Genomic DNA, 21,336 nt, shown 5'->3' with positions numbered 1-21,336 from the left:
CCGTTTGCGGGCTGATGAATCTGCCAGGAATCCCGACCATGAAAGGAGACGCCTCCCTGTTTGCGGCCATTGATCTTGGGTCCAATGCGTTTCGCATGATGATTGGCCAGTCGGTCAAACGAAACCAGCAATGGGCGATCCAGGAAGTGAAAACCCTGCGTGAACCGGTCCGTTTGGCCGAGGGATTCCAGGGTGGGGCGCTTGACGAACTGGCGTTGGATCGCGGCTGGCAGGCGCTGGCGCGATTTGGCAAGAAACTGCGTGGCTTTGAGTCATGCCGGGTGCGGGCCGTGGCCACCAGCGCGGTGCGCGAAGCGGATAATGCGCAACTGTTCCTCGCCAGCGCCGAGCGCCACCTGGGGTTTCGCATCGACGTGATTACCGGGCAGGAAGAGGCGCACCTGGTGTACGCCGGTGTCGCCCATACGCTGCCGGGTGTCGAGAGTCAGCGCCTGGTGGTGGACATCGGCGGTGGCTCCACAGAGTTGATCCTGGGGCGCGGCACCCAGCCGCTGGTCACCGAAAGCATCGCCATCGGCAGCGGCACCTTCGGTTCACGCTACTTTCATGGCGGCCGCATCACCGCCCAGGCGCTGCTTGAAGCCGAACGTGTGGCCTCGCTGCAATTCGAAAAAGTCGCCCGGCGTTATCGTGCATTGGGCTGGCAGCAGACCATCGGTTCGTCCGGCACCGCGCGGATGCTGGCCAAAGTGCTCAAGGCCAATGGCCTCAACGACGATGGCCAAAGCGGCATCACCTACGGCGGGTTGTTGCGCTTGTCGTTGCGGCTGCTGGAAGTGGGGCACGTCAAACAACTGAAACTGGCCGGGCTGCAAACCCATCGCCTGAGCATTCTGCCCGGCGGCCTGGTGGTGATGCTGGCGGCGTTCAAGGTGTTTGGCATCTCGCACATGACACCCTCCGAGCCGGGGTTACGCTTTGGGGTCATGCATGGGTTGATGAATCGGCACTGACTCGTCTAGCGCCGTGCGCAGTTGCTGGTAGGCGCTGACCAGTTGATCCAGCGAGAAGGCAAGATTCCTCCCGCTCGGATTGGGCAAGATCCACACCGCCGCGCCGCCAAAGGTCTTTGGCTGCAACCCCCACGCAATATCCCGTTGCCCGGATAACGCGCAATACGCCGCTTTGCCGAGAAACGCCACGAAGCGCGGCGCATAACGCGTGATCTTCTGTTCGAAGGCCTTGGCGGCGGTCGTGAACTCCTCCAGAGACAATTGATCCGCCCGCGCTGTCGGACGGTCAACCACAGCCGTCAGTCCACAGCGGTACTGCAAGATCGTCCGGTCGTTTTCCGGTTGCACCTGTTCTGGCGTGAAACCGGCCAGGTGCAACGTGCGCCAGAAGCGATTACTTCTGCCAGCAAAATGATGACCCTGAGCGGCGGCCATCATGCCCGGGTTGATGCCGCAGAAAATCACCGCCAGATGCTCGGCCAGAATGTCTTCGAGTCCCTCCATAAAAGCCCCTTATCCGCAGATCACGCTGACCGCATTGCGCACCAGTTCGGTCAGTTCCGCCCGGGATTTGCCGGCCCGTGCGCGGATTGAAATGCTGTGCAGCAGGGACGATGCGAGCACGGCCAGGGCCGCAGGGTCGGCATCGACTTTCAATTCGCCGGCGCTGACGGCGGTTTGCAGGCGGGTTTCCAGGTCGGTATCGAGTCGGCTCAAGCGGTCTGACAGCACGTCGCGGATTTCCTGGTCCTCAACCGCTTCGGTGGTTGCCGTGCCAATCGCAAAACAACCCCGTGGCTGGCCTTCACCCGAGAAGTAAATCGACAACTGCCCTTCATAAAAGCGCATCAGCGCCTCGCGCAAGGTGAGGCTGCTGTCGGTCAGCGCTTCGTGCATCGCCGCCGCCGCGAACTCCCAATATTGCTCAAGTGCCTTGATGTACAGCGCGTGTTTGTCGCCGAACGCGGCGTAGAGGCTCGGGCGATTCATGCCGGCCGCCGTGGCGATGCTGTCCAGGGAGGCGCCGGAATAACCGGTGTTCCAGAACACGCCCAGCGCCTGCTGCAGCGCGGTTTGCGGGTCATAAGCGCGGGGACGGCCACGTCCTTTGCCTTCGGTAATCTTTTTTTGTGCCATGTCGTACAAAATCCTTGATGGAATTTGGGTTCGTCGATATTCTTACATCATCGCACAAAATTAAGGAACCAAAAATTCCTTGCCTTGAAGGTTTGTTGTAGCGGAGCTCGAACGGGGTGTTGCGGCGACGAAACAGGTGCGGTGGAGCGATCCTCCCGACCGCACACGGTATGGCTGTTTTTTGCGGATGTTTTCCCCAATTTTCCGGTTACAGGTGCATTCGATCATGACCAAACAGTTCGATCTCTCAGCGTCACCCGCCGTCGAGCATCCAGGGCCGGACGCGCCCATCAAGAAGCCGCTCAAGGAAAAACTGCGTCCCTTGCTGATGATCGGTGTGCCGGTCATCTTCGCCGCCGTCGGCTATGCCCACTACGTGGCGGGGCAGCCCTTCGTCACCACCGATAACGCCTACGCCCGGGTAGCGAAGGCCTCGATCAATGCGCGGGTGTCAGGGCAAGTCATCGATATTGCAGTTGAGGACAACCAGCCCGTGAAAAAGGGCCAGGTGCTGTTTCGCATCGACCCTAAACCGTTCCAGATTGCCGTTGATCGAGCTCAGGCCCAATTGAGCGTCGCACGGTTGCGCATCGACGGCCTCAAGGCCAGCTATCGCCAGCAACAGGCGGAATTGCAATCGGCCAAGGAGTCGGCGGGTTTCGATCAAAAGGAATTTGCCCGCAAGAAAGCGCTGGTGGCCACCGAGTTCGTCTCTCGCGCCATTTATGAGCGTGCCGACACCGACCTCAAAGTGTCGCGGCAACGCATCGCCTCGATCGAACAACAGATCGCCAGTACCGTGGTTGCCCTGAACGGTGATCCCGATATCGACGCCGATCGCCACCCGACGGTGCACGAGGCCAAGGCCCAGCTCGATGAGGCGCAGCTCTATCTGTCCTACGCGACGGTGTATGCGCCGGACGACGGCATTGTGGCCAAGGTCGACGATTTGCAGGTGGGCAACTTCGTCAATAACGGCAGCCCAGCCTTCGCACTGCTGTCCGCGCGCAAGGTGTGGGTCGAAGCCAACTTCCGCGAAAACGAAGTGACGCACATGCGCCCCGGCCAGGAAGCGACGATCAGCATCGACACCTACCCCGATCACGTGTTCAAGGCCCACGTCACCAGCATGAGCCCCGGCGCCGGTGCGGATTTCGCCCTGTTGCCGCCGGAAAACGCCACCGGCAACTGGGTCAAAGTGGTACAGCGCGTACCGGTGCGGCTTGAGCTCGACGAGACGGACCCCGCGTTGCCGCTGTTCTCGGGGACCAGCGCCACGGTCAAGGTCGATACCGGTTTTCGCACGCCGTGGTGGCGTCCGCTCAAGTCGTTGCTGACCGTGGGGATCTTCTGATGAATACGCGCACATTGAGGTTCGCCGCGTTGCTGACGACCTACCTGCAATCGGCGAACCTGCCGTTGCCGAACTCGGCGCTGCGGTTTATCCAGGGCAGCCTGTCGATGACCGACGATCAGGCCGGGTGGATCTTCACCGCCTACCTAGCGGCGAGCGCGATCACGCTGCCGGTGGCGCAGTGGCTCGCCGGGCGTTTCGGCTTGCGCTTTATGTTTCAGCTCGCGATTGCCGTGTTCGCCCTCGGCTTGCTGCTCGCCACCCACGCAACCACGTCGCTGGAATTCATCGGTGCGCGGATCGTGCAGGGCGTGGCCAGTGGCGTGCTCGCACCGCTGTCGATGGCGATTGCCCTGGAGACATTGCCCGCAGCGAAGCGAGGGACATTCGGCGCGACGTTCACCGCCATCGTGCTGCTGGGCATCGCCACCGCGCCGAGTATCGGCGGCTGGCTCAGCGAGCATTACGGCTGGCGCTCGATGTTCCATATCAGCCTGCCGCTGCTGGCATTTATCCTCCTCGCGGCGACGTTGTTGCTGGCCGAGAAGAAAGCCGAGCGACGTTCGCCGTTTGATTTTTTCGGCGTCGGCACCTTCACCCTGGGCATGATCGGCCTGCAAATGTTCCTCGACCGGGGCGAACGCCTGGAGTGGTTCGCTTCGCCGGAGATCTGGCTGGAAGCTTGCGCCGCCGGGCTGGGGTTGTACCTGTTTGTGGTGCACGTGTTCACCGCGAAAGTGCATTTCCTCAACAAGCATTTGTTCCGGGATCGCAACTTTGTGTTGTCGACGATCATCTTCTTCGCCCTCGGTTTTGTGCTGCTGTCGACCATGGCCCTGACCTCGCCGATGCTTGATGAAATCCTCGGCTTCCCACCGGTCCTGACCGGCTGTCTGACGCTTCCACGGGGTGCCGGACTGGTCGGCGCTTTCATCCTGATGGGCCGCGTTCCCGCGCACATCGACCAGCGAATTTTCGTCGCCGCGGGTGTGGCGCTGGTGGCGTATGCCAACTGGCTGATGCTCGGTTATTCGCCGTTGATGGACTGGCCGCCGGTGGCGATTGCCGGTGCTCTCCAGGGTATTGGCCTGGGAGTGTTGATGCCGTCGATCAGCAAGGTCGCGTTCAACACCCTCGACCCTAAGCTGCGACCCGAAGGCACCGGTTTCTTCAATCTGGCCCGGGTCTACGGCAGCACGATTGGCGTGGCGGTGGTGCAGACCTTTTTCTTCAACAACACCCAGGCAATGCACCTGGCGCTGGCGAGCCACGTCACGCCTTATCACGCCTCGGTGCAGGGCCTGCCCCTACAAGCCCTGGGCGGGCTCAACGAAATGATCACCGGCCAAGCCGCGTTCATTGCGGTGATTGATCAGTTCAAGATTTTGCTGCTGGCGATGCTGGTGGTGAGCCCGTTGATTCTGTTGCTTCGCAAACCTGTTCCGACCAACTGATCTGTCGTGGAGTCTGCCCAATGAACACTCATTCGCTCGTATTCAACAGACACATGCCCACCCTGGTCGGCGCGATGTCATTCCTGGTGTTCCTGTCCGCCTGCACCGTCGGCCCGAACTTTCAAACCCCTGCGCCAAACGGGTCGCAGCACTACGACCAACAGGCCGAACAGCGCCTCGCCCGGAATATCGACATCGGCAAGAAGATCAATGGCGACTGGTGGACGGCGTTCCGTTCGCCGAAGCTCGACGCCTTGGTGCGGCGCGCCATCGACGGCAACCTGGAGCTGGTGGCGGCGGACGCAACCATCCGGCAAGCGGCGTCCTCGGTCGCGGCGGCGGAGGGCGCGTTGTATCCGCAGGTCGATTTCGGCGCCCAGGCTGGCCGTCAACGAACCCACAATGCCCCCGAGGCTTCGGTTTCCAACTTTTATGCCATCGGCCCGCGAGTCGGTTTTGACCTTGACGCCTTTGGCGGGAACAAGCGTCTGGTCGAACAGCAACAAGCCTTCACCGAACTGCAAACCCATCGCTACGAGGCGGCGTACTTGACCCTGACCGGTGATGTCGCCAGTCAGGCGCTGTTGCTGGCGTCGGCCAACGCGCAGATGCAAGCGGTGGAAAAACTGCTGGTCAACGACGCCAAGAACCTCGACCTGGTGCGAGCGGCCCACGCCAGTGGCGCGACGACTCAGATCGATGTGTCCCTGGCCGAAACGCGTCTGGCCCAGGACCGCACGTTGTTGCCGCCCTTGGCGCAGCAGCGTGATTCGGCGCGGCACGCGCTGGCGATCCTCACCGGTAAAGGCCCGGGTGACTGGGTTGCGCCGGAGTTCGAGCTCGCCGAGTTTGCCTTGCCGTCCAACGTGCCGGTCAGCCTGCCTTCGGAATTGGCCCACGGCCGGCCGGACGTCCTGCAAGCCGAAGCCGAGTTGCACATGGCCAGTGCGGCGGTGGGTGTGGCGACCGCCAACCTCTATCCCCGCATCGAGCTGTCCGCGTCGCTGGCGCAAGCCGCGTCCGGCAATGGCGGCGCCGCGCTCTGGGGGTTTGCCGCCGGGCTGACCGCGCCGATTTTCAATGGCGGCACGCTCAAGGCTGAACGCCAGGCTGCGGTCGATGGCTACCAGGCGTCCCTCGCGGGCTATCAGCAAACGGTAATCAAGTCGTTCGGTCAGGTCGCGGACACGCTGCAAGCGATCAACCATGACGCCGAGCAAAACCTTGCCCAGGAAGACGCGTTGCGCGCCGCCGACAGCAGTTTTCGCCTGAATCAGCAAGCCTACGCCCAAGGCGAGAACAGCATCCTGCAAGTGCTGGAAGCCGAGCGGGCCTATGAGCAGGCGTTGCTGGGGCAGATCCGCGTGAAGACCGCGCAATACCTCGACACGGTGCGGTTGTACGTGGCCCTGGGTGGTAATTCCGTCGGTGTGTTCGAACAGAAAGTGGCGTCTGGCGAAGCACCGAAACATTCGTATCAATAACGGCTGCGGCCCCAAGTTGTGGAGTAAAGACATGTCATATGAAGCCTTTCACGATGGACTTCGCGATACCACATTCGCGCTGAATCACGGCACAGGTCGGATTCCGGCCGTTGGGTTTGGTACGTTGTTTCGCGATCTCGGCACGACCACGCAAGCCGTGAAGGATGCGCTGGACGCCGGGTTCCGGCATTTCGATTGCGCCGAACGTTATCGCAACGAGGACAAGGTCGGCGTTGCTTTGAAGGAGGTGCTGGATGCGGGCAAGATCCGGCGCGAGGAGCTGTTCATCACCACGAAACTGTGGAACACCAACCATCGTCCCGAGCGTGTTCAGGCGGCTTTCGAAGCCAGTTGCCAACGGCTCCAGGTCGATCACATCGATTGCTACCTGATCCATACGCCGTTTGCCTTCCAGCCCGGTGATAACCAGGATCCGCGAGACGCGTTGGGGTTTGTTATCTACGATTCTGACGTGACCTTGATCGAGACGTGGCGAGCGCTGGAGCGCCTTGTGGATGAAGGCCGGTGCAAGTCGATTGGTCTGTCGGATATCACGTTGCCGGCCTTGAAGGCGATTGTCGCCCAGGCGCGGATCAAACCCGCCGTGGTGCAGGTGGAATCCCACCCGTATCTGCCGGAATGGGAACTGCTGGAGTTTTGCCAGGAGCACGGCATCATCGTCCTGGCGTTTGCGCCACTGGGTCATGGCATGGAGCCCAACGTGCTGGAAGACGCGGTGATTACCGGCATCGCCAAGCGCGTGCAGAAAACCCCGGCGCAAGTGGCGTTGGCCTGGTCGGTACAGCGTGGCGTGGCGTTTTTGACGACATCTGCCACACCAAGCCATATCCAGGAGAACATCGATATTGCTACCTTGCCGCAACGGGCCATGCGCGAGATCAAGGAAGAGATTACTACCCGGGTGCGATTCAACTCCGTGGTGGAAACCGGCGTGCCAGGGTTTATCCCACGCAAGCAATAACGCAAAACCTGTGGGAGCGGGCTTGCTCGCGAAGAGGGCGTGTCAGTCGGCATCATAGTTGTCTGATACACCGCTTTCGCGAGCAAGCCCGCTCCCACATTTAATACGGTGACGATTTTTATTCGTAGCCTCTGAGGTGCCATTGATGGACGTTTTCCAGACCATGCGTTTCTTCGTCGCCGTCGCGCAAAGCGGCAGCTTCACCGCAGCCGCAGAGTTACTGGACACCACCACAACCAACGTTTCCAAAGCCGTTTCCAGCCTCGAAGCCCGGCTGCACACGCGCCTGATCAACCGCACCACCCGACGCCTGGCGTTGACCGAGGCCGGCACGCGCTACTTGCAACGTTGCGAGAAAATCCTCGATGAGGTGCGGGAGGCGGATGAGGAGGCGGGCACTGCCCAGGTGATGCCGGTGGGCCGGCTGAAGATTCACGCGATGTCCGCCATCGGCAATCATTACGTGATCGATGCCATTGCCAAATACCGCGAGACGCATCCCACGGTGATGTTTGATTTGACCCTGACCAATCGGCTGCCGGATTTGCTGGAGGAGGGCTATGACATGTCGATTGTGCTGGCGCGGGATCTGCCCGATTCGGGCTTTGTCGCCCAGCGGCTCGGCATCACCTACAGCATTTTGTGCGCGTCGCCTGCGTACCTGGAAAAACGCGGAACCCCCGAATCGCCGAGTGCGCTGGGGGCCCATGATTGTCTGAGAATGGTCAATACCGTGATGCCGGTCGAGCATTGGGCCTTTGAAGGGCCGGTGGGGGTGGAGACAATCAACATCCCTGAATCGCCCTTCCATATCAACACCGCAGATGGCATGGCCGTGGCGATCAGTACCGGGATGGGGATTGGTATCCAGCCGATTGCTTCAGCCGTCGGCGGGCTGAAGTCGGGGAGTCTGGTGCGGGTATTGCCTGATTATCATCTTGAAGAGTTCAACCTGTTTGCCATCTACCCTTCACGCAAATTCGTCGATGCAAAAATAAAGACCTGGGTGGATTTCTTGAAAAGCTACATTCCAGGCGTGTTGGCTGCCGATGAAAAAATAGTGCGTTCAGTCCAGTAGTGATGCCCGTCGGTATGGAGTGTCGACCCTCCATTGACCACACGGGATCAACCGTTCGAACAGCCGGTGCCCATGATTTGGTACTGCATCACATGGCGCTTGCCCTGGGAATCTTCATAGGTCATTTGGGTTGGCACCGGGCCGCATTGATCAGCGGTATCGGTGATTGAAATGATTTTCTGAATGTCGAGTTTCATGCCGTAAGCATAACTTTCCACCGGCGGTTGACTGGTGGCGGCAGGGGCGTTGGCGTCATCGGCAACGGCGTGTGCGCCAACACCGACAAGAGCAAAAAACAGCGCAATGCTTGAAAGTTTCATGATGTTCACCGTCTCGTTCAAAGTGAGTTGTTTGACCCGCCAGGCCCTTTGCTCAGCGGGTAGAGACGATGCTAGGTGTTTGTTCTTCCTTCAAATAGCCGGCAACCGGACAAACACTGTTGCCAGATCGCGCATGAATAAAACCGTCAGATCGCCCCCAACTGACTGAGCAGCCACTCGCTGAAACTGCGCGCATTGGTTTCACTGTCACGATGGGTCAGCAGCGCCCAGTTCGGCCCACGAATGGTTTGCTCCACCAAGGGTTGCAACAGGCCATTGGCCCGGGCCTGGCAACTCAGCAGTTCGCTGACCAGAGCGATTCCAAGCCCGGCACACGCCGCGTCCAGCAACAGGCCGGGATCGGAGAAGTTCAGCCCTTGATCCTGCTGACCGACATCGATCCCGGCCTCCACCGCCCAATGACTCCAGTCCATTTCCCGCTCGCCGTGCAGGGTCGTGCGTTGTGCCTGGGGCAGCGCCAATTGGCTCGGGTGGCAGGCCGGGTAGAGGCGGTCGGCGTGCAGCACTTTGAAGCTGCATTCGGCCTGGGAACTGATGTCGTCGCGCACTGCGACGTCGATGGTCTGGGTGGTCATGTCCGGGACTTCATCGGTGCTGTAGATCCACAAATCCACCTCCGGATGCTGGCGGCGAAAATCCCCCAGACGTGGCAGCAGCCAATGCCGGGCGAACGCCGGCGTGGTGTTGAGCACCAGTTGATTGGGTTTCTGGTATTGCCCGAGACGCCGAATGCCCACGGCCAGTTGTTGTAGCAGCGCCTGAGTGGTGCTGAGCAAATCGTGCCCGGCATCGGTCAGGGCGACGCTGCGGCCGCTGCGGAAAAACAACGGTTGCTCAAGGTACGCCTCAAGGCTGCGAATCTGCTGGCTGATGGCCGATTGAGTGAGGTTCAGCTCGGCGGCCGCCTTGTGAAAACTGCCCAGTCGGGCGGCGGCTTCAAACCCGCGAAGGGTGCTGAGCGGGGGCCAGTGCTTGAGCATATCGATAAGTTCCTCTAATCAGTTTTCCACTAAATCCATCGTTTGTTTGCCCGTTTTACCCGCCGTAGCATTCAGGCCAAGACTTTCGAGACAGTTTTCATTGAACACAATGTCTTAACTAAAAGGTACTGATCATGCAGCAGAACAACAAGGGTTGGATGATGCCCGCAGAGTGGGTCAAACACGCCGCGACCTGGATGGTGTGGCCACACAATCAGGCGCTGTGGGAGTCCGGTTGGCGCGTTACCTTGGCGCAGGTGCAAGAGGATTTCGCCGGCGTGGCCAATGCCATCGCCCGGTTCGAACCGGTGAAAATGGTCGTCGATCCTTCGGCCATCGCCAGTGCCAAAGCGCTGTGCGGACCTGACATCGAGCTGATCCCGTTGGCGGTCAACGACAGTTGGTGCCGCGACTCCGGCCCAAGCTTCGTCTGCCACCCTCAACAGGGATTGGCGGGTGTGAGTTGGCGGTTCAACGCCTGGGGCGGCAAATCGGCCCACGACCTCGACGAAAGCCTGGCACGCCGCGCCCTCAATCACCTCGGCGTGCCGTGCTTTGGCACGCCGCTAAGCAACGAAGGCGGCGCGATTCACGTCGATGGCGAAGGCACGCTGATCACTACCGAGTCAGTGCTGCTTAACGCCAATCGCAACCCGGACATCAGCAAGGCCGAGATGGAAGACATTTTCAGCCGATTGCTTGGGGTGAAGAAAACCATCTGGCTGCCCGGCGATCCGGACTACGTGACCGGCGACATGACCGATGGCCATGTCGATGGCGTCTGCGCCTTCGCCCGTCCCGGCGTGTTGCTGGTGGACGCGACCCACGACAAGCAATCGGTGTACGCCGAAGTGGCTCGGGAAAATCGGCGTGCCCTGGAACTGGCCACCGATGCCCAGGGCCGCAAATTCGAGCTGATCGAACTGTTCGAAGCCACCGACGCCGTGGACACCGAAGCCGAAGTGTTCTGCGCTTCCTACACCAACTTCTACATCGCCAACGGCGCGATCATCATGCCGGCCTATGGCATCGACGCCGACCACGCGGCGGCCGAGGTGCTGGCTCAAGCCTTCCCTGGGCGCGAGGTGGTGCCGGTGCGGATCAACCATTTGGCCCATGGCGGCGGCGGGGTGCATTGCATCACCCAGCAACAGCCGGCCTGGCCAGTGGAGGGTTGAGGCCATGACCCTGTTAACGATTGCCACCACCCAGATGCCGTGCACCTGGGACTTGCCGAATAACCTCGATCTGGCCGAGCAATTGGTACGCGAGGCGGCAGCCAAAGGTGCGCAAGTGATCCTGCTGCAAGAGCTGTTTGCCACGCCGTATTTCTGCATCGAGCAAAGCCACAAACACTTGGCGCTCGCCGAAGAATATCGCGACAGCCAGGTGCTCAAACGCTTCGCTGCGTTGGCCAAGGAATTGGGGGTGGTGCTGCCCCTTAGCTGGTTCGAGAAGGCCGGCAATGCGTACTTCAATTCCTTGAGCGTGGCCGACGCCGACGGGCGCTTGTCGGGGGTGTATCGCAAGACCCACATCCCCAACGCCATCGGCTATCAGGAGAAAGAATATTTCAGCCCCGGCGATACGGGTTTCCGGGTCTGGGACACCGCGTTCGGGCGCCTCGGCGTGGGTATTTGCTGGGACCAGTGGTTCCCCGAGACCGCCCGTTGTTTGGCGTTGATGGGCGCCGAAGTCTTGCTGTTTCCCACGGCTATCGGCTCCGAGCCGGGCTGCGCGACCCTCGATTCCCGGGATCACTGGCAGATGACCATGCGCGGCCATTCAGCAGCGAACATTTTGCCGGTGGTGGCGGCCAATCGCGTCGGGCGCGAAGTGGCGACCACTGACCCGAGCCTGCAAATGGGTTTCTACGGTTCCTCGTTCATCTGCAACCACAAGGGAAAATTGCTCGCTGAGGCCGACCGCGACAGCACCGTCGTCCTGGTGCACAGCCTGGACCTGGCGGCGATGCGTGAAGAGCGCCTGAGCTGGGGCATCTACCGCGACCGTCGCCCGGACATGTACGGCGCGCTGCTGAGCCAGGACGGCCGTCACCTCCATTCACGCTGGGCCACTCAAGGGGTTTGATCATGGGTATTGCCAACCAACTGTTGCTCGCGACTCTGACCCTGGCGTGTGCCGCGCCTTCGCTGCACGCCGAGGAGAAGACCCTGCGGCTGTACAACTGGGCCGATTATTTTGCTGAAGACACCTTGAGCACATTCACCGCCGAAACCGGGATCAAGGTGATCTACGACGTCATGGATGGCAGCGAAACCCTGGAAGCGAAAATGCTCGCCGGCGGCAGTGGTTATGACCTGATCTTTCCCGGGGACACCGTGTCGGAGCGCTTGATGCGCGCCCACAGCCTGATGCCGCTGGATCAAGCCAAACTCACTGCTGTGGATGACATCGAGCCCGGTTTGCAGAAGCTGCGATCCCAGTACGAATTTTCCAGGAAAGCCACCGTGCCCTACACCTGGGGCACCATCGGCCTGACCTACAACGCCGAACAGATCAAGCAGCGCCTGCTGGATGCACCGGTCAATAGCCTGGATATGTTGTTCAAACCGGAACTGGCGGCCAAATTCGCCGATTGCGGGATCTCGATGATCGACTCCCCGGACGAAGTGCTGGCGGTGGTGCTCAACTACCTCGGTCGCGAGCCGCGCAGCGCCAAGCCTGAAGACCTGGCGGCGGCCAGTGATTTGCTGATGAAACTGCGACCGTACATTCGCAAGTTTCAGTCGCAACCGGTCACCGATCTGGTCAACGGCAACCTGTGCCTGTCCCTCGGCTACAGCGGCGACATGACCCAGGCGCAACGGACCTCGGACAGCGCCGGCAAGCGCACCTCGTTCCAGTACCGCATCCCCCGCGAGGGCACCACGGTGTGGATGGACACCATGGCCATTCCGGTCGATGCCAAGCATCCGGAATATGCCTACGCGTTCATCAACTTCGTCATGCGCCCGGAGAACATGGCGGCCATCAGTAACTTCACCGGCTACCCGACTTCCAATGCCAAGGCCCGTCCGAGCGTCGATGCGGCGATGCGCAATAACCCGGATATCTACCTCGATGAGGCGACCTATGCACGGCTGATTCCGGGCAAGGACATTCCCCAGGCAGACATGCGAGCGCGCATGCGTACCTGGACCAAATTCAAGACAGCCACTGCGAAATGATCAGGGAACCCTACATGTCGACGCGTCGGGAATTCATCAAACAGGTATCGGTGGTCGCCGGTGCAGGCATCGCGGCGTCCTTGGGTTTGACGCCCGTGCAAGTGGCTGCCGCTCAGGGTTGGCACATGCCGGATGAGGGCGACAAACACCAGCGGGCCTTCATCGCATTCGGTGCGCAGGAGGCAATCTGGGAGGATTTCACCGCCGACGTGCAAGCGGCCCTTGGCCGGGTCGCCCGGGCGATCGCCCGCTATGAGCCGGTGACCGTGTTCTGTCGCCAGCGCGAGCGGCAACTGGCCGAGCAACACTGCGGCACGGGCAACATCACTTACGTCACCACCGAACTCGACGACATCTGGATGCGTGATATCGGCGCCAATTTTGTGGTCGACGGGCAGGGTGGGCTGGGCGCCGTGGACTTCAACTTCAATGGCTGGGGCAACAAACAGCGGCACGGCAAGGATGCGAAACTGGCTGCCTTGGTCGCGCGCGGTGCCAAGGCCGATCACCTGCGCAGCGAATTGGTGGGCGAGGGCGGGGCGATTGAAGTGGATGGCCACGGCACCGGGATCATGACCGAAAGCAGTTGGATCAATGCCAACCGCAACCCCGACTGGAGCAAGGCCGAGGTCGAGGAAGAATTGAAGGCCCGACTGGGCCTGCGCAAAATCATCTGGCTGCCGGGCATCAAGGGCAAGGACATCACCGATGCCCACGTGGATTTCTATGCGCGTTTCGCCAAGCCAGGCGTGGTGATCGCCAATCTCGACAACGACCCCGAGTCATTCGACTACAAGGTCACCCGCGCTCATCTGGAGATTCTCAAGAACGCCACGGACGCCGATGGCCGCAAGCTACAGGTGCACACTGTGTCGCCGCCGCTGCAGCCGCGCCGGAGCAAATTCAACCGCAAAAACCCGGATTTTGCCGCGGGCTACATCAACTATTTCGTGATCAACGGGGCGATCATTGCGCCGGAGTTTGGCGATGCGGTCGCCGATGCCAAGGCCTTTACGCTGCTGTCCCGGCTCTACCCGGAGCGTGAGGTGGTGCAGCTCAATATCGACGCCATCAGCGCCGGAGGAGGCGGTATTCACTGCGTTACCAGTCATCAACCGTTGGTGTAACGGACAAGTGGCTGTTTTAAAACACATTTAACTTGCATTGGGGGCTTCCCAGAGCGAGCGAAAGTTGATAAATTTCCGCCCGCTCTTGCAGGGGCGTCGCCAAGCGGTAAGGCAGCAGGTTTTGATCCTGCCATGCGTTGGTTCAAATCCAGCCGCCCCTGCCATATTCCCAAAAAGGGGACAGAACTATTTTTCACAAAATGGACCTGTCCCCTTTTTCGTTCCCGACGAAAAAGTCCGATGGCGCACACGTCATGCCGCCTGTGCGGTGGGCTCGGGCGTGCCTGCGGATCAAACAGGCGCAACTATCGGTTCAAGCAATAGTGACCATCACCAAACGCAAGTTCTACTTCGTCGGGTAAACGTCGAGAATCGCCTCCATCGAAAACGTTGCCCTGGAACTTGTGCGATGAAGACATTGATCCGACTGGCCGTTGTGCCGTTGCTGCTAGCCGGTTGCGCCTCCGCGCCTAATGACCCGACGCTGACCCTGCAAACCCACAAGACCCCGGCCCAGTACGCCGATTGCGTCGTGCCCAAGCTTCAGGGCAGTGCCCTGGCCCCGACGGTTTCGCAAACCCAGCGCAGCTACCGGATCGTGGTGCCGAGCAAGGTTTCGGCGGACAACGTACTGGAAGCCTACAAAGCCCCGAACGGCGGCGGCAAAGTGTTTCTGTATGAGCGCCACCTGCTCGCGTCGAACTTCATCCCGTCCAGTTTCGAGCGTGCCGCTCAGGAATGCCTGTAACCGCTCAGCGTTTTTAACGATGCTCCTTTGGTTGGCCGCAACCAACCAATTCTTTGCCCCGCGCCCATTGGGTCGCGGGGCTTTTTTTTGCCGCAGGTTTACGGGCTCGCCGCCGCCACTGGTGACTTGAACCTGGCCGCATCCCGCACCGGCGGCATGCCGAACAGCCGTGCATATTCGCGGCTGAATTGCGATGCGCTTTCATAACCCACGGTGAAGGCGATGGACGCGGCGTCGCGAGGATCGAACAACAGCAACCAGCGCGCCCGAATCAGGCGCAGGCGTTTCTGGTATTGGATGGGCGTCATGCCGGTGATGGCTTTGAAGTGACGATAGAACGCCGCGATACTCATATCTGTCATCGCCGCCAGCGGTTCCACACGAAAGGGCTCGGTGTAGTGCTCGCGTATCCACTGGGTAGCGCGCCGCACCTGTTCCAGTCGGCCATCGGGCCGGGCGATTTCCCGCAGCAGGCTCCCGAGCGGTCCTTGCAAGACCCGGAACAGAATCTCGCGCTCGATCATCGGCGCCAGCACCGCCGCCTCGTTGGGGCGATCCATCAGCCGCATCATGCGCAGCCACGCATCGATCAATTCGACCGGCGCCATCACCGGGCTAAAGCGGTTGGCGATCGATTGCTCGGCCGATTTGACCTCGTCAGCCAGCAGCGTGGCGATGACGCAGGGGTTCAGGGTCAGGCTGATCGCGAGGTAAGGCTCGTCCGGGCCGTTCGGATAAATTTCGCCGGTGGCGGGCACGTCCACGGGCACCACGAAGTAGGTGTTAGGCGAGTACTCAATCACCTGATCGCCGATGGTCAATTTCTTCGAACCTTGCAGCACCAGGTGCAGCATCGGCTGATAGACCTGATTCGCACAGGCCTCGGCGCGCACCATCGCCACCCGCGCCAGGCCCGTGTCCGTCCACTTGTTTTGCGCGCGCATCACGATGCTGCGCAGTTCATCCATCGCTTCGTCCATGGGGTTGAACATGGCGCAGTGCTGGGCGCAACGCAAGACTGTGAGAAGAATAGGCAATCATCGGAGAAAAACCGGCAACCGTTTGAGCGGTGGTTGCCCGAATACTGAGGGCCACACTTCACTCATCTACCAAGGTCATCCCATGAAACTCAAAGGAAAAATTGCCGTGGTCACCGGCGCATCGAAAGGTATCGGTGCCGGCATCGCCAAGGCACTGGCCGCGGCCGGCGCGACCGTTGTCGTGAACTATGCGTCGAGCAAAGTCGATGCCGACGCGGTGGTCGCACAGATTCAAGCCCAGGGCGGCAACGCCGTGGGCATTCAGGCAGACATGAGCCAGTCCGCCGACGTGATTCGTTTGTTTGATACCGTCAAGACCGAATATGGAACGCTGGATATTCTGGTGAACAACGCCGGTGTCGCGGTGTTCCAGGTGATCGAAGACCTCACCGAATCGGCGTTCCACCAGCAGTTCAACCTCAACGTGCTCGGCTATCTGCTGGCGGTTCGGGAAGCGGTCAAACTGTTCGGCCCGTCGGCCAGCATCATCAACATCAGCTCGATTCTCAGCACCGATCCGTACCTGGCTTCCAGCGTCTATTCGGCCACCAAAGGCGCGGTCGATACCTTGACCTTCGCCTTGGCCAGGGAGCTTGGGCCACGCGGGGTCCGGGTCAACTCGATCCTGCCCGGTCACACGAATACGCCGGCCACGGACGGTAACTTTGCCGGTGAGTTTGGCGAAAAGCTGATTGCGGGCACGCCGCTGGGCCGCTTTGGCGAGCCGCAAGACATTGCGCCGCTGGCGGTGTTCCTGGCCTCCGCGGACTCGCATTGGATTACCGGGGAATCGATACGGGCGTCGGGCGGGGTGCGCGGGGTCGGTTACTAAAAGCACAAACAGGCAGGATTCTGCCAGAAACGACGGCGCCCGCTGAGCAGGCGAGGGCTACTGTGGTGACACCACTCAATCAGCACCTGTATCAGCGAGACTCAATGAAAACGTTAATGATCTACGGCGCAACGGGCTACACCGGGCGCATGGCGGCCGAGCATGCCAAGGCGCTGGGGCTGGACCTTGTCATCGCCGGGCGCAATGCCGACAGGTTGGCGTCTCTGGCGGCGCAATTGGATGTTGCTTTTCGTGTGTTCAACGCGGAGGCCACGACCGCAGAATCCCTGGCCGGCGTCAGCGTCCTGCTGAATGTCGCCGGACCGTTCGCCCACACGGCGCCAGCATTGATGGATGCCTGCATCAAAACGGGCGCCGATTACTTGGACATCACCGCCGAGATCAATGTCTATCGGCTGGCCGAACGGTTGGGCGCACAGGCAGCCGAGGCCGGTGTCATGTTGCTGCCGGGTGTTGGTTGGGACGTGGTGCCGACGGACTGCCTGGCGCTGCATGTGGCGCGCCGGGTGCAGAACCCGCAGTCATTGAAAGTGGCGCTGCAAGTCGCGGGCTCCATGTCCCGGGGCTCGGCCATGAGCGTCGGCGAGATCATCAGCGCGGGTCTGTTGGCCAGGATCGATGGGCAACTGGTGGCGACGCCCGACGCGCAGCCGCAAACATTCGATTTCGGCGACGGCCCTGAACTCTGCGCGCCGTTGTCGTTTGGTGATTTGGTCACCGGTTGGCACTCCACCGGCATTCCTGACATCGCCATGTTCGTGCACTTCACGGGTGAAGCCTTTCCCGACGGTGATCTGTCGCAAATGCCCGACGGGCCCAGCGCCGAACAGCGCGAAACCCATCGCGCCCGCGCGGTGGCTGAGGTGACCGGGTCGGACGGCAGCATTGCCCGCTCAATCATCGAAACGGTCAACGGCTACAGCTACACGCCGCTGGCTGCCGTGGAAGCGGCGCGCAGGGTGTTGGGCGGTGAACGGCGAGCCGGGTTTGAAACGCCTGGGCGGGTGTTCGGCATGGGGTTCGCCGAGACGATTGCCGGGACTACCATTACCGATTTTTAGAACGCTAAAACACCTCAATGTCGAAATGATTTTTGCCGATCCGCAATGGGGTGTTGCATTCGGGATCAATCATTTCCTATAGTGGCCCATGGAAAATACATCCCACCTCTCAGCGCGCCTAGGGCGTCCCCGTGAATTCGACAGTGATGCCGTGCTGGACAAGGCCATCACCCGGTTCAGCGAATTCGGCTATCACGGCACCTCGATCTCAGACCTGAACAAGGTGCTGGGATTGACCTCGGGCAGCATTTACAAAGCCTGGGGCGACAAGCGCGGGCTGTTTCTGGCAGCGCTCGGGCGCTACATGGAATTGCGCGCCGAAGCCTTGCGCCAATGCATCGCCAGTGCAGACACCGGGCGCGGCAAAATTGAAGCCGTGTTGAAGCACTACGCGCAGATGAGCAGCGAGACGGCTGGCCGTACCGGTTGCCTGGTCATCGAAACGGCGGTGGAGCTGTCGGTTGCCGACGCAGAAATCGCCACACGCATCGCCGCCCAGCAGCAGCAACGGGAAGCGCAGTTGCGGCGTTTGATCGAAGAGGCGCAGCGCGACGGTTCGGTGCGCACCGACCTGGACGCGGCACTCACCGCCAAGCTGTTAATGGCGATCCAGCAAGGCATGCGCATCCTGGGCAAAACCGGCGCCATCGGCGACGACATGCAGCGATTGGTGCCTGAGGCCATGCGGCTTTTCGATTGAAGTTTTGTCCAGATAGGAAACGCTTGATTCCTAACGAGAGGAAAAATCTGATGAACAGCGAATGGCAACAGCCGGAACAGGTCGGTACGGAGTTTTTTAACCGCGCCGATTTCTGGGGCACGTTCCGCCACGCCAGTGCGCGGGTGGGCGAGGTCAACCTGCATTACGTCGAGGGCGGGACCGGCGCGCCGATTCTGTTGATTCCGGGGTGGCCGCAGAGTTGGTATGCGTGGCGCTACGTGATGCCGAAACTGGTGGCGGCGGGGCGGCGCGTGATTGCGCTTGATCCGCGGGGCATGGGGGAAAGTGATGCACCCCCGGGGAGTTACGACATGCGCACCGTCGCCGCGGAAATCCACGCCTTCGCCGAAACGATCGGCCTGCTCGATAACGGCCCGATCGACGTGGCCGGGCATGACGTCGGCACCTGGATTGGCTACGCACTCGCGGCGGATTGGCGCACAGATATTCGTCGCCTTGCTGTGTTGGACGCCTTGATCCCGGGCCTGTCCACCCCGCGCACGGACCTGTCCCACACCGAAGCCAATTTGCGCACCTGGCACTTTGCGTTCAACCAACTCGATGGCCTGCCGGAGCTGCTGATCGCCGGTCGCGAGCAGGTGTTCCTGACGTGGCTGTTGCGCGCCAAATCCATTCAGTCCTGGACCGTCACTCCCGACGACATCGCCGTGTACGCTCGACAACTCGCGGCACCGGGCGCTCTGCGCGCCGCCAGCAGCTATTACCAATCCGCCTTATCGCCCGAAGGCCTCGCCGCCAGTCGCCAACGGGCGCAAGTGCCGCTCGACATTCCGGTGCTGGCACTGGGCGCCGAGCGGGGCGTTGGCGACAACATCGTCAACGCTTTGCGTGCAGTGGCGGGCAATGTAAAGGGCGGGGTGATCGAGAATGCCGGTCATTACCTGCCGGAAGAGGCGGCCAATCGTGTGGCCCAAGAACTGCTGGCGTTCTTCGGCGAGTAAGCGGTGAAGCGGCCCCGGGTGCCAGGGCCGCTTGGACGCATCATTTAATGCGATAACGCGAAGCAGGCGTGCCGGTTTGCGTGGCGGCGAAGAGAGTCGCGCTGGCGGTGGCGTACTGGTTCCACAAGGTTTCATCCTCCACCGAAGGCCAGGTGATGGCTTCACCGTTGTCGAGGCCGGCCAGGGCGGCGTCAACGCAATCCTCCGCGCTCATGACCGTGTCTTTTCCCAGCGCTGACAACGGCACCCCGGAGACGCCTTCGGTCCAGATTTCGGTGGCGGTCGAGGCGGGCAGAACGATTTGGAGCTTCACCTTCGAATGGGCCTTGGCCAGTTCATCCTGAATGCCACGGCTGAATGCCAGCACGTAAGACTTGGTGCCGCTGTACACCGAACTGATCGCCCAGGAGTGAACCGCCAGCACCGACGCCACGTTGATGATGGTGCCCGCGTCCCGCGAAACGAATGCCGGCAGCGCAGCCTGCGTGAGGCGGGTCAGCGCCACGATATTCAGTGCGATCTGCGTCCGGGCGTCTTCGGCGGACGACTCGGCCAGGGCGCGCAACTTCGCCAGCCCGGCGTTGTTGACCAGCAGTTGTACGCTGCTGTCGCTGGTCAGGACTTGCTCGACTTTGGCCACATCCGCCTCTTGCTCAAGATCCGCCACCAGACTCCGGACGTTGACGCCATACGTGGTGCTCAGTTTGTCTGCCAGTGCGGCCAGACGATCCGCGCGGCGCGCCACCAAAACCAAGTCATACCCCCGTGCAGCCAAGCGATCCGCGTAGACGGCGCCGAGGCCTGAAGATGCTCCCGTTACAACAGCGGTTTTCTTTGATGCAGTCATGATCTTGCCTCTTTAGGTTTAGTGCTCAAGCTAATAGTTGAGGCCGCAAGTGTATGTCCGGGAGAATGGGGGTTGTCAATAGTGTTGTGCTCAACCATTATTCCGCCATGAAGAACATTTCCAGTCATTTCCCAGCAATAAACGACGCACCCCAGGACTCAATCGAGGAGCTAAACGCCTTCGACAACCTGGTGTGTACCAACACGGCACTGCGACGAGCGGCGCGCCGCCTGGGCAATCTGTACGACGAAGCCCTCGCCCCGGTGGGATTGAAGGCGACGCAAGTGGGACTGCTGACGGAAACAACGCGCATGGCGGCAGCCAACGAGGGCAGGGCACCGACCTTGCAGGATCTGGCGGCAAAACTGGCGATCCAGATTTCAGCCCTGACCCATGCCCTGAAACCGCTGATGCGCGATGGGCTGGTCGAACTGCAGGCGGACGAGCAGGACCGACGCACCAAACGCGCGGTCCTGACCCCGGCCGGGGTTGAGCGGTTGCATCAGGCAATCACGCACTGGAACACCGCGAATCAGCGGGTTGAGGACGTATTGGGGGCCGAAGCGGCAGCCTCCCTGCGGGCGGCCGCCGATTTTGTGGCCTCGGATGAGTTTCTTGCGGCTTACAGCGCGGATTGATCCGGCGCTTATTTGCTGGCATCCAGCACAACGCGATAACGCGCCTTGCCACTGCGCAAATGCTCGACGGCTTCGTTAACCTGGCTCATCGCAAACATCTCGACTTGCGGCAGGATCTGATGCCGTGCGCAGAATTCCAGCATCGTCGCCGTGTTGCTCGGCGAGCCCACCGGTGAAGCAGACAGGGTTTTTTGCTGAGGAATCAGGTCGAACACATGCACGGGAATGGCGCTGGGGACGATGCCTACAAAATGCAGGCGACCCTTGCCGCGCAAGGTGCCGAGTATGGCCGTCCAATCAAGGTTGGCGTTGGCGGTGAGTAGTTCTTTCAGGAAATGTTTATGCGCGAGGTAGTAGCTTCGGC

General features: G+C 60.9%; 22 protein-coding genes, 1 tRNA gene and 1 pseudogene. 17 read left to right on the top strand and 7 right to left on the bottom strand.

Annotation, left to right across the window (positions count from 1 at the left end; all coding sequences use genetic code 11):
* Positions 1-38: 38 nt before the first annotated feature.
* The gene (locus BK665_RS03370) at positions 39-974 is read left to right on the top strand and encodes a Ppx/GppA family phosphatase (protein ID WP_123402862.1); all 936 of its coding nucleotides are present in this window, start codon (positions 39-41) and stop codon (positions 972-974) included.
* On the opposite strand, the gene mug is transcribed toward BK665_RS03370, so the two are convergent.
* Positions 933-1,478: a G/U mismatch-specific DNA glycosylase gene (gene mug, locus BK665_RS03365; protein ID WP_123402861.1), complete on the bottom strand. Its 546-nt coding sequence runs from the start codon at positions 1,476-1,478 to the stop codon at positions 933-935. The two genes, BK665_RS03370 and mug, sit on opposite strands and share 42 nt — an antisense overlap.
* Before the next feature lie 9 nt (positions 1,479-1,487).
* Entirely contained in the window at positions 1,488-2,111 is a 624-nt protein-coding gene (locus BK665_RS03360) for a TetR/AcrR family transcriptional regulator (RefSeq protein WP_123402860.1), read from the bottom strand.
* Between the two features lie 226 nt (positions 2,112-2,337).
* Between BK665_RS03360 and BK665_RS03355 the strand changes: the two genes are divergently transcribed.
* From BK665_RS03355 to BK665_RS03335, 5 genes are all read left to right on the top strand, one after another.
* Positions 2,338-3,465, top strand: a complete 1,128-nt coding sequence (locus BK665_RS03355; RefSeq protein ID WP_123402859.1) for an HlyD family secretion protein — start codon at positions 2,338-2,340, stop codon at positions 3,463-3,465.
* Positions 3,465-4,919, top strand: coding sequence for a DHA2 family efflux MFS transporter permease subunit (locus tag BK665_RS03350; protein ID WP_123402858.1), 1,455 nt, complete (start codon positions 3,465-3,467; stop codon positions 4,917-4,919). Before BK665_RS03355 ends, BK665_RS03350 begins: the two co-directional genes overlap by 1 nt.
* Before the next feature lie 20 nt (positions 4,920-4,939).
* A complete protein-coding gene (locus BK665_RS03345; RefSeq protein WP_123402857.1) occupies positions 4,940-6,403 on the top strand; it encodes an efflux transporter outer membrane subunit in 1,464 nt (487 codons plus the stop codon).
* 31 nt (positions 6,404-6,434) lie between these two features.
* The gene (locus tag BK665_RS03340; RefSeq protein WP_123402856.1) at positions 6,435-7,385 is read left to right on the top strand and encodes an aldo/keto reductase; all 951 of its coding nucleotides are present in this window, start codon (positions 6,435-6,437) and stop codon (positions 7,383-7,385) included.
* A gap of 145 nt (positions 7,386-7,530) precedes the next feature.
* Positions 7,531-8,463, top strand: coding sequence for a LysR family transcriptional regulator (locus tag BK665_RS03335; RefSeq protein ID WP_123402855.1), 933 nt, complete (start codon positions 7,531-7,533; stop codon positions 8,461-8,463).
* Between the two features lie 47 nt (positions 8,464-8,510).
* Here BK665_RS03335 and BK665_RS03330 read toward each other — a convergent pair whose 3' ends face one another.
* Together BK665_RS03330 and BK665_RS03325 are read right to left on the bottom strand one after the other, a co-directional pair.
* Entirely contained in the window at positions 8,511-8,783 is a 273-nt protein-coding gene (locus BK665_RS03330; RefSeq protein WP_123402854.1) for a DUF2790 domain-containing protein, read from the bottom strand.
* Positions 8,784-8,929: 146 nt separating this feature from the next.
* Positions 8,930-9,784, bottom strand: coding sequence for a LysR substrate-binding domain-containing protein (locus BK665_RS03325; RefSeq protein ID WP_123402853.1), 855 nt, complete (start codon positions 9,782-9,784; stop codon positions 8,930-8,932).
* 134 nt (positions 9,785-9,918) lie between these two features.
* On the opposite strand from BK665_RS03325, the gene BK665_RS03320 reads away from it, so the two are divergent.
* From BK665_RS03320 to BK665_RS03295, 6 genes are all read left to right on the top strand, one after another.
* Positions 9,919-10,962 (top strand): agmatine deiminase family protein, encoded by a 1,044-nt coding sequence (locus BK665_RS03320; protein WP_123402852.1) that lies wholly within the window; start codon positions 9,919-9,921, stop codon positions 10,960-10,962.
* Between the two features lie 4 nt (positions 10,963-10,966).
* Positions 10,967-11,875 (top strand): N-carbamoylputrescine amidase, encoded by a 909-nt coding sequence (gene aguB / locus BK665_RS03315; protein ID WP_123402851.1) that lies wholly within the window; start codon positions 10,967-10,969, stop codon positions 11,873-11,875.
* A 2-nt stretch (positions 11,876-11,877) separates the two neighbouring features.
* Complete coding sequence (locus BK665_RS03310; protein ID WP_123402850.1) at positions 11,878-12,975, top strand: extracellular solute-binding protein; 1,098 nt, start codon at positions 11,878-11,880, stop codon at positions 12,973-12,975.
* A gap of 14 nt (positions 12,976-12,989) precedes the next feature.
* On the top strand, positions 12,990-14,102 hold the full coding sequence (locus tag BK665_RS03305; RefSeq protein WP_123402849.1) for an agmatine deiminase family protein: 1,113 nt from the start codon (positions 12,990-12,992) through the stop codon (positions 14,100-14,102).
* An 89-nt stretch (positions 14,103-14,191) separates the two neighbouring features.
* Positions 14,192-14,266 (top strand) — tRNA-Gln (locus BK665_RS03300).
* A gap of 245 nt (positions 14,267-14,511) precedes the next feature.
* A complete protein-coding gene (locus BK665_RS03295) occupies positions 14,512-14,850 on the top strand; it encodes a hypothetical protein (RefSeq protein ID WP_123402848.1) in 339 nt (112 codons plus the stop codon).
* A 98-nt stretch (positions 14,851-14,948) separates the two neighbouring features.
* On the opposite strand, the gene BK665_RS03290 is transcribed toward BK665_RS03295, so the two are convergent.
* Positions 14,949-15,818 (bottom strand): AraC family transcriptional regulator, encoded by an 870-nt coding sequence (locus BK665_RS03290; protein ID WP_185076422.1) that lies wholly within the window; start codon positions 15,816-15,818, stop codon positions 14,949-14,951.
* Positions 15,819-15,972: 154 nt separating this feature from the next.
* Here BK665_RS03290 and BK665_RS03285 point away from each other — a divergent pair, with 154 nt between their 5' ends.
* The 4 genes from BK665_RS03285 to BK665_RS03270 all read left to right on the top strand — a co-directional run bounded on the left by BK665_RS03285 (position 15,973) and on the right by BK665_RS03270 (position 19,487).
* A complete protein-coding gene (locus tag BK665_RS03285) occupies positions 15,973-16,722 on the top strand; it encodes a glucose 1-dehydrogenase (protein WP_123402846.1) in 750 nt (249 codons plus the stop codon).
* Positions 16,723-16,826: 104 nt separating this feature from the next.
* Entirely contained in the window at positions 16,827-17,804 is a 978-nt protein-coding gene (locus BK665_RS03280) for a saccharopine dehydrogenase family protein (RefSeq protein WP_123402845.1), read from the top strand.
* 88 nt (positions 17,805-17,892) lie between these two features.
* Positions 17,893-18,504 (top strand): TetR/AcrR family transcriptional regulator, encoded by a 612-nt coding sequence (locus BK665_RS03275; RefSeq protein ID WP_123402844.1) that lies wholly within the window; start codon positions 17,893-17,895, stop codon positions 18,502-18,504.
* Between the two features lie 50 nt (positions 18,505-18,554).
* Positions 18,555-19,487 (top strand): alpha/beta fold hydrolase, encoded by a 933-nt coding sequence (locus BK665_RS03270; RefSeq protein ID WP_123402843.1) that lies wholly within the window; start codon positions 18,555-18,557, stop codon positions 19,485-19,487.
* 40 nt (positions 19,488-19,527) lie between these two features.
* Here BK665_RS03270 and BK665_RS03265 read toward each other — a convergent pair whose 3' ends face one another.
* Positions 19,528-20,334 carry an SDR family NAD(P)-dependent oxidoreductase gene (locus BK665_RS03265; protein WP_123402842.1) on the bottom strand — a complete coding sequence of 269 codons (807 nt, stop codon included), beginning with the start codon at positions 20,332-20,334 and terminating at the stop codon, positions 19,528-19,530.
* A gap of 107 nt (positions 20,335-20,441) precedes the next feature.
* Here BK665_RS03265 and BK665_RS03260 point away from each other — a divergent pair, with 107 nt between their 5' ends.
* Entirely contained in the window at positions 20,442-20,972 is a 531-nt protein-coding gene (locus BK665_RS03260) for a MarR family winged helix-turn-helix transcriptional regulator (RefSeq protein WP_123403116.1), read from the top strand.
* A gap of 8 nt (positions 20,973-20,980) precedes the next feature.
* Here the strand turns inward: BK665_RS03260 and BK665_RS03255 are convergent.
* Positions 20,981-21,295: pseudogene (locus tag BK665_RS03255) on the bottom strand (alcohol dehydrogenase); the annotation flags it as partial.
* Positions 21,296-21,336 lie beyond the last annotated feature (41 nt).

It is taken from the genome of Pseudomonas frederiksbergensis, assembly GCF_003732665.1.
GTDB lineage: Bacteria > Pseudomonadota > Gammaproteobacteria > Pseudomonadales > Pseudomonadaceae > Aquipseudomonas > Aquipseudomonas frederiksbergensis_G.
Note: the sequence above shows the minus strand (reverse complement) of the source record. Positions and strands in the feature narration are given on the sequence as shown.

What these genes read in the sequence shown, in the direction of transcription:
- BK665_RS03370 (WP_123402862.1), top strand. Translation starts at nt 39, where the DNA reads ATGAAAGGAGACGCCTCCCTGTTTGCGGCCATTGATCTTGGGTCCAAT.
- mug (WP_123402861.1), bottom strand. Translation starts at nt 1,478, where the DNA reads ATGGAGGGACTCGAAGACATTCTGGCCGAGCATCTGGCGGTGATTTTC.
- BK665_RS03360 (WP_123402860.1), bottom strand. Translation starts at nt 2,111, where the DNA reads ATGGCACAAAAAAAGATTACCGAAGGCAAAGGACGTGGCCGTCCCCGC.
- BK665_RS03355 (WP_123402859.1), top strand. Translation starts at nt 2,338, where the DNA reads ATGACCAAACAGTTCGATCTCTCAGCGTCACCCGCCGTCGAGCATCCA.
- BK665_RS03350 (WP_123402858.1), top strand. Translation starts at nt 3,465, where the DNA reads ATGAATACGCGCACATTGAGGTTCGCCGCGTTGCTGACGACCTACCTG.
- BK665_RS03345 (WP_123402857.1), top strand. Translation starts at nt 4,940, where the DNA reads ATGAACACTCATTCGCTCGTATTCAACAGACACATGCCCACCCTGGTC.
- BK665_RS03340 (WP_123402856.1), top strand. Translation starts at nt 6,435, where the DNA reads ATGTCATATGAAGCCTTTCACGATGGACTTCGCGATACCACATTCGCG.
- BK665_RS03335 (WP_123402855.1), top strand. Translation starts at nt 7,531, where the DNA reads ATGGACGTTTTCCAGACCATGCGTTTCTTCGTCGCCGTCGCGCAAAGC.
- BK665_RS03330 (WP_123402854.1), bottom strand. Translation starts at nt 8,783, where the DNA reads ATGAAACTTTCAAGCATTGCGCTGTTTTTTGCTCTTGTCGGTGTTGGC.
- BK665_RS03325 (WP_123402853.1), bottom strand. Translation starts at nt 9,784, where the DNA reads ATGCTCAAGCACTGGCCCCCGCTCAGCACCCTTCGCGGGTTTGAAGCC.
- BK665_RS03320 (WP_123402852.1), top strand. Translation starts at nt 9,919, where the DNA reads ATGCAGCAGAACAACAAGGGTTGGATGATGCCCGCAGAGTGGGTCAAA.
- aguB (WP_123402851.1), top strand. Translation starts at nt 10,967, where the DNA reads ATGACCCTGTTAACGATTGCCACCACCCAGATGCCGTGCACCTGGGAC.
- BK665_RS03310 (WP_123402850.1), top strand. Translation starts at nt 11,878, where the DNA reads ATGGGTATTGCCAACCAACTGTTGCTCGCGACTCTGACCCTGGCGTGT.
- BK665_RS03305 (WP_123402849.1), top strand. Translation starts at nt 12,990, where the DNA reads ATGTCGACGCGTCGGGAATTCATCAAACAGGTATCGGTGGTCGCCGGT.
- BK665_RS03295 (WP_123402848.1), top strand. Translation starts at nt 14,512, where the DNA reads ATGAAGACATTGATCCGACTGGCCGTTGTGCCGTTGCTGCTAGCCGGT.
- BK665_RS03290 (WP_185076422.1), bottom strand. Translation starts at nt 15,818, where the DNA reads ATGGATGAACTGCGCAGCATCGTGATGCGCGCGCAAAACAAGTGGACG.
- BK665_RS03285 (WP_123402846.1), top strand. Translation starts at nt 15,973, where the DNA reads ATGAAACTCAAAGGAAAAATTGCCGTGGTCACCGGCGCATCGAAAGGT.
- BK665_RS03280 (WP_123402845.1), top strand. Translation starts at nt 16,827, where the DNA reads ATGAAAACGTTAATGATCTACGGCGCAACGGGCTACACCGGGCGCATG.
- BK665_RS03275 (WP_123402844.1), top strand. Translation starts at nt 17,893, where the DNA reads ATGGAAAATACATCCCACCTCTCAGCGCGCCTAGGGCGTCCCCGTGAA.
- BK665_RS03270 (WP_123402843.1), top strand. Translation starts at nt 18,555, where the DNA reads ATGAACAGCGAATGGCAACAGCCGGAACAGGTCGGTACGGAGTTTTTT.
- BK665_RS03265 (WP_123402842.1), bottom strand. Translation starts at nt 20,334, where the DNA reads ATGACTGCATCAAAGAAAACCGCTGTTGTAACGGGAGCATCTTCAGGC.
- BK665_RS03260 (WP_123403116.1), top strand. Translation starts at nt 20,442, where the DNA reads ATGAAGAACATTTCCAGTCATTTCCCAGCAATAAACGACGCACCCCAG.